11 protein-coding genes and 1 pseudogene are annotated in these 13,824 nt (G+C 70.7%); 9 read left to right on the forward strand and 3 right to left on the reverse strand.

The genetic code is table 11. The features are described 5' to 3' along the window. Nucleotides 1-18 precede the first annotated feature (18 nt). A complete protein-coding gene (locus IEZ11_RS41485; protein ID WP_189268258.1) occupies nucleotides 19-1,179 on the reverse strand; it encodes a uroporphyrinogen-III synthase in 1,161 nt (386 codons plus the stop codon). A 95-nt stretch (nucleotides 1,180-1,274) separates the two neighbouring features. After that, entirely contained in the window at nucleotides 1,275-2,642 is a 1,368-nt protein-coding gene (locus tag IEZ11_RS41490; RefSeq protein ID WP_189268234.1) for a nitrate/nitrite transporter, read from the reverse strand. A gap of 378 nt (nucleotides 2,643-3,020) precedes the next feature. Here IEZ11_RS41490 and IEZ11_RS41495 point away from each other — a divergent pair, with 378 nt between their 5' ends. From IEZ11_RS41495 to IEZ11_RS41520, 6 genes are all read left to right on the forward strand, one after another. Further along, nucleotides 3,021-3,617 carry a CGNR zinc finger domain-containing protein gene (locus IEZ11_RS41495; protein ID WP_189268235.1) on the forward strand — a complete coding sequence of 199 codons (597 nt, stop codon included), beginning with the start codon at nucleotides 3,021-3,023 and terminating at the stop codon, nucleotides 3,615-3,617. 397 nt (nucleotides 3,618-4,014) lie between these two features. Next, a complete protein-coding gene (locus IEZ11_RS41500; protein ID WP_010039908.1) occupies nucleotides 4,015-4,536 on the forward strand; it encodes a sigma-70 family RNA polymerase sigma factor in 522 nt (173 codons plus the stop codon). After that, on the forward strand, nucleotides 4,536-5,360 hold the full coding sequence (locus IEZ11_RS41505) for an anti-sigma factor family protein (RefSeq protein ID WP_308426584.1): 825 nt from the start codon (nucleotides 4,536-4,538) through the stop codon (nucleotides 5,358-5,360). The genes IEZ11_RS41500 and IEZ11_RS41505 overlap by 1 nt, the downstream gene beginning before the upstream one ends. 60 nt (nucleotides 5,361-5,420) lie before the next feature. Beyond that, complete coding sequence (locus tag IEZ11_RS41510; protein WP_189268237.1) at nucleotides 5,421-7,736, forward strand: HelD family protein; 2,316 nt, start codon at nucleotides 5,421-5,423, stop codon at nucleotides 7,734-7,736. Nucleotides 7,737-8,087: 351 nt separating this feature from the next. Then, nucleotides 8,088-9,491, forward strand: a complete 1,404-nt coding sequence (locus IEZ11_RS41515) for an NAD-dependent malic enzyme (RefSeq protein ID WP_189268238.1) — start codon at nucleotides 8,088-8,090, stop codon at nucleotides 9,489-9,491. A gap of 306 nt (nucleotides 9,492-9,797) precedes the next feature. After that, on the forward strand, nucleotides 9,798-10,079 hold the full coding sequence (locus IEZ11_RS41520; protein WP_189268239.1) for an HU family DNA-binding protein: 282 nt from the start codon (nucleotides 9,798-9,800) through the stop codon (nucleotides 10,077-10,079). 166 nt (nucleotides 10,080-10,245) lie between these two features. Here IEZ11_RS41520 and murA read toward each other — a convergent pair whose 3' ends face one another. Beyond that, nucleotides 10,246-11,586 (reverse strand): UDP-N-acetylglucosamine 1-carboxyvinyltransferase, encoded by a 1,341-nt coding sequence (gene murA, locus IEZ11_RS41525; protein ID WP_189268240.1) that lies wholly within the window; start codon nucleotides 11,584-11,586, stop codon nucleotides 10,246-10,248. A gap of 307 nt (nucleotides 11,587-11,893) precedes the next feature. Here murA and IEZ11_RS41530 point away from each other — a divergent pair, with 307 nt between their 5' ends. The 3 genes and pseudogenes from IEZ11_RS41530 to IEZ11_RS41540 form a co-directional block, all read left to right on the forward strand. Beyond that, entirely contained in the window at nucleotides 11,894-12,466 is a 573-nt protein-coding gene (locus IEZ11_RS41530; RefSeq protein ID WP_189268241.1) for a YqgE/AlgH family protein, read from the forward strand. Nucleotides 12,467-12,518: 52 nt separating this feature from the next. Beyond that, entirely contained in the window at nucleotides 12,519-12,800 is a 282-nt protein-coding gene (locus IEZ11_RS41535) for a DUF3039 domain-containing protein (RefSeq protein ID WP_189268242.1), read from the forward strand. Nucleotides 12,801-13,102: 302 nt separating this feature from the next. Continuing rightward, nucleotides 13,103-13,824 (forward strand): annotated as a pseudogene (locus IEZ11_RS41540) (carbohydrate ABC transporter permease); the annotation flags it as partial.

Below are 13,824 nucleotides of genomic sequence, written 5' to 3' on the forward strand. Positions count from 1 at the left end.
GTGGTTCAGGCCCGTGTCTCACACATCCGCATACTTCGTATCCGCCACCGGATCCAGGGCCAGCCGGTAGCCCCGTTTGACGACGGTCTGGATCAGCTTCGGTGCGCCCAGGGCCGTACGGAGGCGGGCCATCGCCGTCTCCACCGCGTGTTCGTCGCGGCCCGCGCCCGGCAGGGCGCGCAGGAGTTCGGCGCGGGCCACCACCCAGCCCGGCCGCCGCGAGAGCGCCCGCAGCAGGGACATGCCGGCCGGCGGCACCGGCTTCAGCGCGCCGTCGACCAGGACCGCGTGCCCCCGGATCTCCACCCGGTGCCCGGCGATGGGCAACGCCCTTGCCCGGGAGGGGAGTTCCTGGCAGAGCAGCTGTACGAGGGGGCCGAGGCGGAAGCGCTCCGGCTGGACCGTGTCGACGCCGAGGGCCTGGAGCGGCAGCGCGGTGACCGGGCCGACGCAGGCGGGGACGACGTCGTGGGCGAGGGCGGCGAGCAGGTCGGCGAGGAGGCCGCGGTGCTCGGCGCGGGAGATGAGCGAGGCCGCGGCGGGTGCGCTGGTGAAGGTGAGCGCGTCGACCGAGCGGGAGACCACGGCGTCCAGCAGCCGGTCCACCGGCCCGAGGTCCTCCGGCGGCATCCACCGGTACACCGGCACCGGCAGCACCTCCGCGCCCGCCACCCGCAGCGACTCCACGAAGCCGGGCAGCGGCTCCCCGTGCAGCTGGACGGCGATCCGGCGGCCGTCGACGCCCTCCTCCAGGAGCCGGTCGAGCACCTCGGCCATGGACTCGGAGGACGGCGACCACTCCTCGGTCAGCCCGGCGGCCCGGATGGCCCCCTTGACCTTGGGCCCCCGGGCCAGCAGCTCCACGCCCCGCAGCCGCCCGAGCAGCTGCTCGCCGAAGCCCCACCCGTCGGCGGCCTCGATCCAGCCCCGGAAGCCGATCGCGGTGGTCGCGACGACCACGTCCGGCGCCTGGTCGATGATCTCCTTGGTGGCGCCGAGCAGCTCGCCGTCGTCGGCGAGCGGCACGATGCGCAGGGCGGGGGCGTGCAGCACGGCGGCACCGCGCCGCTGCAGCAGCGCCCCGAGCTCGTCGGCGCGGCGCGCGGCCGTGACCCCCACGGTGAACCCCGCGAGAGGGCCGTTCGGACCGGGGTCCGTTCGCTGCTGTACCTCGTCCATGGCCATGACCGCTCTCCTAGCTGACCCGCAATGCCGAACGAGCCTGTCAACGGTGCGTGACAGGCTCGGTTCGGCTTGATGTCACCGGTGTTACGTCACACCTCGGCGTAGCTGAGCTGCGCCTTTGCCTCGGTGGCCGCCGTCGCCCGCTGCTGCGCGGCCGGCCGGCGAAGGTATACGGCCCAGGTGACGGCGAAGCACAGGCCGTAGAAGACCAGGAAGGCCACGAAGGCCCCGGTGCCGCTGCCGTAGGAGAGGTAGGACTGCCGGAAGGCGAGGTTGATGCCGACGCCGCCGAGCGCGCCGACCGCCCCGATGAGCCCCATGGCGGCCCCGGACAGCCGCCGCCCGTAGGCGGCCGCCTCATCCCCCGCCAGCCCCTTGGCGAGCGCCTTGGCCTGGAAGATGCCGGGGATCATCTTGTACGTCGACCCGTTGCCGAGCCCGCTGAGCGCGAACAGCACGATGAAGACGGTCACGAACATCGGCAGCGACTTCTGCATGCTGGCGACGACGAGCAGGGCGGTGGCGGCGGCCATGCCGACGTAGTTCCAGAGGGTGATCCGCGCCCCGCCGTACCGGTCGGCGAGCCAGCCGCCGACGGGCCGGACGAGGGAGCCGAGCAGCGGGCCGATGAAGGTGAGGTAGGCGGCCTGCAGGGGCGTACGGCCGAACTGGACCTGGAGCACCTGCCCGAAGGCGAACGCGTACCCGATGAACGACCCGAACGTCCCGACGTAGAGGAAGGACATGATCCAGGTGTGGCCGTCCTTGGCGGCGTCGATCGCGGCGCCGGTGTCGTTCTTCACGGTGGCGAGGTTGTCCATGAAGAGGGCGGCGAGGACCGCGGCGACGACGATCAGCGGGATGTAGATGCCGAGCAGCACCCGCGGCCCGCCGCTCGCCCCGATGATCGCGAGGGCGACGAGCTGGATGACGGGCACGCCGATGTTTCCGCCGCCCGCGTTGAGCCCGAGCGCCCACCCTTTCTTCCGCAGCGGGAAGAAGGCGTTGATGTTGGTCATGCTGGACGCGAAGTTACCGCCGCCGATGCCGGCCAGCAGCCCCACGAGCAGGAAGGTGTCGAACGACGTCCCCGGCTTCATCACGGCGAACGCGGCGACGGTCGGGATGAGCAGCAGACCGGCGGAGACTATGGTCCAGTTCCGGCCACCGAAGAGCGCGACGGCGAAGGTGTAGGGCACCCGCACGACCGCGCCGACGAGCGTGACCATCGAGGTGAGCAGGAACTTGTCGGCCGGGGTGAGCCCGTACTCCGGCCCCATGAACAGCACCAGAACCGACCACATGGTCCAGATCGAGAACCCGATGTGCTCGGAGAGGACGGAAAAGATGAGGTTGCGCCGGGCGACCTTCTCGCCGGTCGCGTTCCAGAACGCCTCGTCCTCCGGATCCCACTCCTGGATCCAGTGACTGCGTGAGGTAGGGGCTGGGGCTGTCATGACGCCTCCACGGTGCTCCGCGTGCTCGGTCTGCTACGAGTGACTAGGCCCGAAGGTAGGGAGGCGTCGTTTCCGCGCTGTGGCTGTGGGTGACCGGAAGGGAACGTTGCTCTCACCCCGCGGGGAGGCCCGGTGAGAGGTCCGGTGAGAGATCCGGTGAGAGGTCCGGTGGGAGGTCCGGGGGCGGGCGCGGGTCCGCGGATCACCCTGGGGACGGCCCGTGCCGCGGGCGGGGGCGTACCGGAACCCGTCCGGAACCCGTCCGGAACCCGTGGAACAGCGGTACGAGGACTTCCGGCCGTCCGCCGTACCGGGCACTGTGAACGGAACGGTTCCCCCGAGGGTTGTCCGAGGGTTGTCCTAGGCGGTGACAGGCACATGGCACTGGGTACGGCCGCGGCCGGGTACGAGCTGCGCTTCGACGCCGGGCGGATCTGCCTCGATCTGCTCGCGACCACGCATCCCGGCGAACGGCTCGACGGGCTCGAACCGTTGCGGGCCTGGATCACCGGGTCCGGACTCGTCCCGCCGGGCACCGCGCTGGCCCACGCCGACGCCGGCTGGCTCCTCGGCTTCCGCGAACTGCGCGGGAACGTCCGCCAGTTGGTGCGTGGCCGGAAAACCCCCGAGGCCCGGCCGTACGACCTCGCGCTCGCCCGCGTCAACGACCTCGCGCGCGCCGCCGCACCCCCGGCCCCGCGCGCCGTGCCCGGCGAAGACGGACTCCTCGTCCGGGAGTTGGCCGGCCCGCCGGGATGCGCCGCACTGCTCGCCGCCGTCGCCCGGGACACCGTGGAACTGCTCACCGACCCGGTCGCGCGGGCGGCGATCCGGGAGTGCGAGGGCGACAACTGCCCTCTCGTGTACCTGGACACCTCCCGGGGCCGGCGGCGCCGCTGGTGTTCCAGCGAGGTCTGCGGGAACCGCGAGCGGGTGGCCCGGCACCGGCGTCGCGCGGCGCTCGCCCGCGCGTGAACACGCCTTCCCGGCGCGTCGCAACACGCCGAATTGTGCGTGACCGTCGTCACATCTCATCCCAACTCCCGTCCCATTCGCGACTTCTGTCGGATCTTCACCGAAGCTCCGTGAAAGTGATTTCGACAACACTCCGTTTGGTGACCGGTGAGTACGGGCACTCCCGCCGCCTTAGACGTTGTGTCGGAAATGTAAAGATCACGCGGTGGGAATGTGGGGTCATGTCCCGCTCGTCATGTCACCTCGCCGAAAAATGTGGGGTCTTGTTGAACACACCGCGAGTCACTTCCGTACCGGTGGGGGAGCGACCGACTGGGGGAACCCCCGGACACCGGAGGTGGGCGTGCGCAAGGATGCGGCCGTGGCCAATGAACGTGGATCGAGGGCCCGACATCGCATGTCCCAGCCCTCGGAGCCTGATGAGGAGCTGATGCGTGCCCTCTACCGAGAGCACGCCGGACCTCTCCTTGCGTATGTCCTTCGGCTGGTCGCCGGTGATCGGCAACGCGCCGAGGACGTCGTGCAAGAGACACTCATCCGTGCCTGGAAGAACGCCGGCCAGCTCAATCGAGCGACCGGATCGGTACGCCCCTGGCTGGTGACGGTCGCTCGCCGCATCGTCATCGACGGTCACCGCAGCCGGCAGGCCCGGCCGCAGGAGGTCGATCCGTCGCCGCTGGAGGTCATCCCCGCGGAGGACGAGATCGACAAGGCGCTGTGGCTGATGACGCTGTCCGACGCGCTCGACGACCTGACCCCGGCCCACCGGGAGGTGCTCGTCGAGACGTACTTCAAGGGGCGTACCGTCAACGAGGCTGCCGAAACGCTGGGGATACCCAGCGGCACCGTGCGTTCGCGGGTTTTCTATGCCCTCAGGTCGATGAAGCTGGCTCTGGAGGAGCGGGGGGTGACGGCGTGATGAGTGTGTACGGGGGGCACGGCGGATTCGGCACAGGCGGCTCGGGTATGTCTGGTGCCATGCAGGAATCACCGGTGCCCAATGAGCACGAGACTGTCGGCGCGTATGCGCTCGGGATTCTCGACGATGCCGAGGCAACCGCTTTCGAGGCCCATCTGGCCGGGTGCGAGTGGTGCGCCCAGCAGCTCGACGAGCTGGCCGGGATCGAGCCCATGCTGGCGGCCCTGGCCGATCTGCCGGGCTCCGGATCGACACCGTCCATCGGTGAGTCGCTGTCCGCCAAGCCCAGTCCGCGGATGGTCGAGAAGCTCGTCGTCGAGGTCAGCGAGAAGCGGAAGGTCCGCAGCCGGCGCAACCTCTTCGCGCTGGCGGCCTCGATCGCGCTGATCGTCGGCGGCCCGCTGGCGGTGCTGGCGACGAGCGGCGGCTCGGACGGCACGTCGAACACGGCCGCGGGGGCCAGTCAGGCCGCGGCGGCCTTCCAGACCCTCAGCGACAAGAAGACGGCCACCGACCCGACGAGCCACGTCACGGCGACCGTCGCGCTGGAGAAGAAGGACTGGGGCACCCACGCGGTCCTCCAGCTCAAGAACGTCACCGGCCCGCAGAAGTGCTCGCTGATCGCCGTGGGCAAGAACGGCGAGCGCGAGACGGTGTCCTCCTGGTCCGTCCCGACCTGGGGCTACGGCATCGCGGACGCCAAGACGGAGAAGGCCAAGCAGCCCCTCTACGTCAACGGCGGGGCCGCCTTCACCCCGAACCAGATCGACCACTTCGAGGTCATGACCTTCGACGGGAAGAAGCTCGTCTCGGTCAGCGCGTAGCTTCGGCGGGCCCCCTTCGCGTACGGTTGACGGCTGCCCAGCACGTCAGAAGGGGGCCCGGTGGCCGCTCAGGCTCAGCAATCCGCGGTCGGCTCGCACGGCTCCGAACGGGAATCCGCACAGGACACCGTCCGGGACCGTGAGATCAGCATCGAACAGGTACACCTCGACCGGGTGTACCGCCGTCTCGAGGAGAAGATCCACGAGGCGGAGTTCCTGATGAACGACGCGGCCAAGCGCGGTCAGGTAGGCACGCCCGGCGCGCTCGCCGAGCGGGACGCGCAGGTCTTCCGGGCAGGCGTCCACCTGAACCGGCTCAACAACGAGTTCGAGGACTTCCTCTTCGGCCGTATCGACCTGCTCCTCGGCAAGGACGGCAAGAAGGGGCCCGACGGCGCCTACACCGCCGTGGAGCCCGCCGAGGGCGCGGTCCGCGAGGACAACACCGCGGACATCGCCGAGACCCTGCACATCGGCCGTATCGGCGTCCTCGACCAGGACTACGCCCCGCTGGTCATCGACTGGCGGGCGCCGGCCGCGGCGCCCTTCTACAGGTCCACTCCGGTGGATCCCGGGCGTGTCGTACGACGCCGGGTCATCCGCTCCAAGGGCCGCCGGGTCCTCGGTGTCGAGGACGACCTGATGCGCCCCGAGCTCACCGCCCTCCTGGACGGCGACACCCTGCCGGTCATCGGCGACGGCGCCCTGATGGCCGCCCTCGGCCAGGCCCGCGGTCACACCATGCGGGACATCGTCGCCTCCATCCAGGCCGAGCAGGACCTGGTCATCCGCGCCCCCGCCGCCTCCGTGACGTACGTCGAGGGCGGCCCCGGGACGGGCAAGACGGCCGTCGCCCTGCACCGGGCCGCCTACCTGCTCTACCAGGACCGGCGCCGGTACGCGGGCGGCATCCTGATCGTCTCCCCGACCCCGCTCCTCGTCGCGTACACCGAAGGGGTGCTGCCCTCCCTCGGCGAGGAGGGCCAGGTCGCCATCCGCGCCATCGGCTCCCTCGTCGAGGGTGCCGAGGCCACCCTGTACGACACCCCGGCCACCGCCCGCGCCAAGGGCTCCTCCCGGATGCTCCCGGTGCTGCGCAAGGCCGCCCGCGGCGCCCTGGAGCTGAACGACTCACCGGCCCGGCTCAGGGTCGTCGCCTTCAACCGCCGCCTGGAGCTGGAGGCCGCGGACCTGGAGCGCGTCCGGCACAACGCGCTCGGCGGCACCGCCCCGGTCAACCTGCTGCGCCCCCGCGCCCGCAAGCTCCTCCTGGACGCCCTGTGGAGCCGCTCCGGCGCGGCCGGCCGGCACACCGACCCGGAGCTCGCCGCCGAGCTGCGCTCCTCCTTCGACGAGGACATCCTCACCGAGGACTCCTTCATCGAGTTCCTCGACGCCTGGTGGCCCGAGCTGACCCCGCAGACCGTCCTCGCGGCGATGGCCGACGAGAGACGCCTCGGGCGCTGGGCCCGCCGCGTCCTGAACCCCGGCGAGATCCGCCGGGTGGCCCGCTCCCTGAGGCGGGACGGCCGCACCGTGCACGACATCGCCATGCTGGACGAACTCCAGGCCATCCTCGGCACCCCGGCCCGCCCGCGGAAGAGGCGCGAGGCGGACCCGCTGGACCAGCTCACCGGCCTGGAGGAGCTGATGCCGGTGCGCGAGGAGTCGCAGCGCGAGCGCGCCGAGCGGCTCGCCCAGGAGCGGGTCGAGTACGCCCACGTCATCGTCGACGAGGCGCAGGACCTCACCCCGATGCAGTGGCGGATGGTCGGCCGCCGCGGCCGGCACGCCACCTGGACGGTCGTCGGCGACCCGGCGCAGTCCTCCTGGTCCGACCCGGACGAGGCGGCCGGGGCCCGCGACGAGGCCCTCGGCAGCCGCCCGCGCCGCCGCTTCGAGCTCACCGTGAACTACCGCAACCCGGCCGAGATCGCCGAACTGGCCGCGAAGGTCCTGGCCCTCGCCATGCCCGGCTCCAAGTCGCCCTCGGCCGTCCGCTCCACCGGCGTCGAGCCGCGCTTCGTCGTCGTGCGCGACTCGCTGGAGAAGACCGTGCGCGCCGAGGCGGAGCGGCTGCTGGACCTGGTCGACGGCACGGTCGGCGTGGTCGTCGCGATGGACCGGCGCGCCGAGGCCGCCCGCTGGCTCGCCGGGCTCGGCGACCGGGCGGTGGCCCTGGGCAGTCTGGAGGCCAAGGGCCTGGAGTACGACGCGACGGTCGTCGTGTCGCCCGCGGAGATCGCCGACGAGTCCCCGGCCGGGCTGCGCGTGCTGTACGTGGCCCTCACCCGGGCGACCCAGCAGCTGACGGTGGTCTCCGCGGAGCGGGACGAACCGGACCAGGAGGGGGTCCCGGACCTGCTCAGGGACTGACGGCGGGGCCGCCGGCGGCGACCGGGCCAGGTCCGTTCGGCGGAGGTTTTCTGTGAAGTCCGCCGACGGGAATGGCCGCGCGGGATCCGTTTGTTAGCCTTGTCGTGACACCGGCCCGATCCAAGCCCCCGGGCCCAACCTTCGTCGCTGCGAGCGACCACTTGCCGCGAGGCGAGCATGGCGGGTCGGTGTCATGAACGTCGGAAGAGGCCCACGTCACCTGTGACGTGGGCCTCTTTTCTGCGCGAACAATACGTACGCAATCAGGCCCGGCTAACGCCTACCCAGCGGTAGGTGCGACGATCGGACGGCAAAACCAGCGACACGGTGAAACAACGAAGGAAGTCGGCCATGGCAACGGCGCCCAGCGTCTCCTACTCGATGACCATCCGGCTGGAGGTGCCCGCGAGCGGAACCGCCGTCTCGCAGCTCACCACCGCCGTGGAGTCCTCCGGAGGCTCGGTCACCGGCCTCGACGTCACCGCGTCCGGCCACGAGAAGCTCCGGATCGACGTCACCATCGCGGCCAGCTCGACCGCGCACGCCGACCAGATCGTCGAGCAGCTGCGCGGCATCGAGGGCGTCACCCTCGGCAAGGTCTCGGACCGTACGTTCCTCATGCACCTCGGCGGCAAGATCGAGATGCAGGCCAAGCACCCCATCCGCAACCGTGACGACCTCTCCATGATCTACACCCCGGGCGTGGCCCGCGTGTGCATGGCGATCGCGGAGAACCCCGAGGACGCGCGCCGCCTCACCATCAAGCGCAACTCCGTTGCGGTCGTGACGGACGGCTCCGCGGTCCTGGGCCTCGGCAACATCGGCCCCAAGGCCGCCCTGCCGGTCATGGAGGGCAAGGCGGCCCTCTTCAAGCGCTTCGCCGGCATCGACGCCTGGCCGCTCTGCCTCGACACCCAGGACACCGACGCGATCGTCGAGATCGTCAAGGCGATCGCCCCCGGCTTCGCGGGCATCAACCTGGAGGACATCTCGGCCCCACGCTGCTTCGAGATCGAGGCCCGCCTGCGCGAGGCCCTCGACATCCCCGTCTTCCACGACGACCAGCACGGCACCGCGATCGTCGTCCTCGCCGCCCTGACGAACGCACTTCGCGTCACCGGCAAGGCGATTGAGAACATCCGCGTGGTCATGTCCGGCGCCGGCGCGGCCGGTACGGCCATCCTCAAGCTGCTCATCGCGGCCGGCGTGAAGAACGCCGTCGTCGCCGACATCCACGGTGTCGTGCACTCCGCCCGCGAGGACCTGGTGGACGCCCCGGCCGACTCGCCGCTGCGCTGGATCGCCGACAACACCAACCCCGAGAACCTCACCGGCACCCTCAAGGAGGCCGTGCGCGGCGCCGAGGTCTTCATCGGCGTCTCCGCACCGAACGTCCTCGACGGCGCCGACGTGGCCGCCATGGCCGAGGGTGCGATCGTGTTCGCACTCGCGAACCCGGACCCCGAGGTGGACCCGGCGATCGCCCGCCAGACGGCCGCCGTGGTGGCCACCGGCCGCTCCGACTTCCCGAACCAGATCAACAACGTGCTGGTCTTCCCGGGTGTCTTCCGCGGCCTGCTGGACGCGCAGTCCCGTACGGTGAACACGGACATGATGCTCGCGGCCGCGAAGGCCCTCGCGGACGTCGTGACCGAGGACGAGCTGAACCCGAACTACATCATCCCCAGCGTCTTCAACGAGAAGGTCGCGGGAGCGGTCGCGGGCGCGGTGCGGGAAGCGGCGAAGGGCGCCTGAAGGCGCCCTTGCGGGCAGCGCCCCGTCAGGGGCGCGGGGCTGTGTCGATCTGCGGCTGCCGCCGCGTGGGCGCGAGCAGCCCCCACCGGGCCGGCATCCGAAACCCGACCCAGGCAAACGTTTGTGAAACTTGCCACGCCATCCGACCGGCGCGTCGTGAAACCCCTCCTTCGGCCCACCCGTAGGGTATTGGCGGCACCCGGATTGGCGTTCCCGCCGCAGGTGGGGGCAGGATGCGTCCCGGCCCAACATGCGGCTCCGCCGCGTGGCACGCCTCAATGGCAAGAAGAACACGGGAGTAACAACATGAACCGCAGTGAGCTGGTGGCCGCGCTGGCCGACCGTGCCGAGGTGACTCGCAAGGACGCCGACGCCGTGCTGGCCGCTTTCGCCGACGTCGTCGGCGACATCGTCTCCAAGGGCGACGAGAAGGTCACCATCCCCGGCTTCCTGACCTTCGAGCGCACCCACCGTGCCGCTCGCACCGCGCGCAACCCCCAGACCGGCGAGCCGATCAACATCCCCGCCGGCTTCAGCGTGAAGGTCTCCGCGGGCTCGAAGCTGAAGGAATCCGCGAAGGGCAAGTGAGCCGAGGCGCTTCGCTTGAGCGCCGTGGGTGACTGCGGGCCCGTCGTGGCTGGCCGCGCAGTTCCCCGCGCCCCTTCGGGGCGCGTCCGGCGACGCCGCCGAAAATGACGACGGGGCGGCCCCTCCACCAGGGGCCGCCCCATCGTCGTACAGGCACGTGCAGGCGTCAGCCGAGCGCCTTGCCCGGCAGTTCGACCTTCGCGCCCAGCTCCACGAGCTTCTCCATGAAGTTCTCGTAGCCGCGGTTGATGAGGTCGATGCCGTGGACCCGGGAGGTGCCCTGGGCCGCGAGGGCGGCGATGAGGTAGGAGAAGCCGCCGCGGAGGTCGGGGATGACCAGGTCGGCGCCCTGCAGCTTGGTCGGGCCGGAGACGACCGCGGAGTGCAGGAAGTTGCGCTGGCCGAAGCGGCAGGCCGAGCCGCCCAGGCACTCGCGGTAGAGCTGGATGTGAGCACCCATCTGGTTCAGCGCGGAGGTGAAGCCGAGGCGGGACTCGTAGACCGTCTCGTGGACGATCGAGAGGCCGGTGGCCTGGGTCAGGGCGACGACGAGCGGCTGCTGCCAGTCGGTCTGGAAGCCCGGGTGTACGTCCGTCTCCAGCGCGATGGACTTCAGCTGGCCGCCCGGGTGCCAGAAACGGATGCCCTCGTCGTCGATCTCGAAGGCACCGCCCACCTTCCGGTAGGTGTTCAGGAACGTCATCATCGAGCGCTGCTGGGCGCCCCGGACGTAGATGTCGCCCTCGGTCGCCAGCGCCGCCGAGGCCCAGGACGCGGCCTCCAGACGGTCCGACAGCGCCCGGTGGGTGTAGCCGCCGAGCTTGTCCACGCCGGTGATGCGGATCGTGCGGTCGGTGTCGATCGCGATGATCGCGCCCATCTTCTGCAGCACGCAGATGAGGTCCTCGATCTCCGGCTCGACGGCCGCGTTCGACAACTCCGTGACCCCGTCGGCCATCACGGCCGTCAGCAGCACCTGCTCGGTCGCGCCGACGGACGGGTACGGCAGCCGGATCTTCGTGCCGCGCAGCCCCTTCGGAGCCTCCAGGTACTGGCCGTCCGCACGCTTCTCGATGGTCGCGCCGAACTGCCGCAGCACGTCGAAGTGGAAGTCGATCGGCCGGCCGCCGATGTCGCAGCCGCCCAGACCCGGGATGAACGCGTGCCCGAGCCGGTGCAGCAGCGGACCGCAGAACAGGATCGGGATCCGGCTGGACCCCGCGTGCGCGTCGATGTCGGCGACGTTCGCGCTCTCCACGTACGTCGGATCGAGCACCAGCTCACCGGGCTCCTCACCCGGACGTACCGTCACCCCGTGCAGCTGGAGCAGGCCGCGCACCACCCGCACGTCACGGATGTCAGGAACGTTGCGCAGCCGACTGGGTGCGCTGCCCAGCAGGGCGGCGACCATGGCCTTCGGTACGAGGTTCTTCGCACCGCGGACCCGGATCTCGCCCTCCAGCGGGGTTCCGCCGTGGACAAGCAGGACATCGTCGTTGACGGTCATGAATCTCGCGTTCCATGGAGTTGGGCAGGGCCGGAGAGACAGAGTAATCGCCCATCGGCCCACTCCCGTAAGCCCAAGGACCACCCAGCTGCGTCATAGCTGTGTCACAACACGAACGGTGCCTAATCGGGCACATGGGGTCACCGGCCGCGCCCGTGCGCCGGGGGCGCTCCCTTCCGCCCTCCCGTCTCCCCCCGCCCCCCTCGAACGAGGCCTTACCAGGCCGCCCCCTTAAATCATGGCCGCATTCACTCCCACACCCTGATTGGCTCCCCACGGGGCAGGAAGATGCGGGATCATGTCTGGCATGACCGAGGTGTCCTCGCTCACAGGGCGGCTGCTCGTGGCCACGCCCGCCCTGGCGGACCCGAACTTCGACCGTGCGGTGGTGCTCCTTCTCGACCACGACGAGGAGGGCTCCCTCGGTGTCGTCCTCAACCGCCCCACCCCCGTGGACGTCGGCGACATCCTGGAGGGCTGGGCGGCCCTCGCCGGCGAGCCGGGGGTCGTCTTCCAGGGCGGCCCGGTGTCCCTGGACTCCGCGCTCGGCGTGGCGGTCATCCCCGGCGGGGCGAACGGCGACCGCGCCCCGCTCGGCTGGCGCCGGGTGCACGGCGCGATCGGCCTGGTCGACCTGGAGGCCCCGCCGGAGCTGCTCGCCTCGGCCCTCGGCTCCCTGCGGATCTTCGCCGGTTACGCCGGCTGGGGCCCCGGCCAGCTGGAGGACGAACTGGTCGAGGGCGCCTGGTACGTCGTCGAGTCCGAACCCGGCGACGTCTCCTCGCCGTCCCCGGAAAGACTCTGGCGCGAGGTCCTGCGCCGTCAGCGCAACGAACTCGCGATGGTCGCCACCTACCCGGACGATCCCTCGCTCAACTGACCCCGGGCCTTCCCGCAACCGTTGTCCGGGCGCTTCAGTACCCTTGGCACTTATGAGCACTCTTGAGCCCGAGCGCGGGACTGGTACGGGGACCCTCGTAGAGCCGACGCCGCAGGTGTCCCACGGCGACGGCGACCACGAGCGCTTCGCCCACTACGTCCAGAAGGACAAGATCATGGCGAGCGCGCTCGACGGCACTCCCGTCGTGGCGCTCTGCGGCAAGGTGTGGGTGCCCGGCCGCGACCCGAAGAAGTACCCCGTGTGTCCCATGTGCAAGGAGATCTACGAGTCCATGGGCAGCGGCGGCGACGGCGAGGGCAAGGACAAGAAGTAACCCGCCGGTCCGACCGCTCGGCTCTCCGAGGCCCCGGGCACCTTTTGGTGTGTTCCGGGGCCTTTGCCGTGCCCGCGCGTTGCACGGGCTGCGTCCCGCGGTCACAGAGTGGTCGAGACCTCTTGTCGGCGTGTTCGTGTTGTCCCTAACCTCCATGGTGTTGTGCAGAGAGAAACGGCCGTTGCATTTCTTGCAACGCACCCGTGCCTGAGCGCGCTCCGGGAGGGACCGTGACCGTGGTGAATCCTGTGCGCGGGTTCGGGCGCGGCCCGGGGCCGCCGGCCGCCGGCCGCCGAGAACGGGCCGGGGAGACCGAGTCCGACCGGCCCCGGCCGTGGCCGCTCCCGCCCTCTCCGGACTCCTTCCGGCGGATGTTCGGGCAGCGGGAATTCGGCCGCCGCTTCGTCAACGGCGCGGTCGTCGCCGGCGGCGTCGTGATCGCCTCGGCGCTCGTCGCCTTTCTCTCCGCGACCACCGTGACCCGATTCCGGTTCCGCTTCCGGACCACCCTGCCGATCATGTTCCTGGTGGCCCGGACGGTGCCCGTGGAGGCGTTCACCATCCCCTCTTCCCGGAGATGCGGGACTTCGGTCCGCCGAACACGCCGGGTTCGCCGATGCTGCCCCGCGTCGCCTTCTCGCCGCCCTTCGCGATCCGGATGCTCCGGGGGTTTGTGAAAGGGGTGCCGGAGGCGCTGGAGGAGGCCGCGTACATCGACGGCGCGAGCCGGTCGTGCTTTCTCCGGCAGATCCTTTTCCCGCTCGTCCCGCCGGGCCCGGTGGTCACGAGCGTGTATTCCTGCATCTCCGCCCGGAACGACTTCCCCTTCGCCAAGTCCTTCATCCTCGGCGGCGCTTCGCGGTCCACGCCGCCCATGGCGCCGCCGGTGTTCTGCAAGCCGGACGACCCCGGCCGGGGTGGCGTGCGGGCGGCCTCCGCGGTGATGACGATTCCGGTGCCGGTGTTCTTCGTACTCGTACAGCGACGCCCGGTCTCAGTACCGGGCGGAGCGGTTAAGGACTGA

Source organism: Streptomyces fuscichromogenes (assembly GCF_014645815.1).
GTDB lineage: Bacteria > Actinomycetota > Actinomycetes > Streptomycetales > Streptomycetaceae > Streptomyces > Streptomyces fuscichromogenes.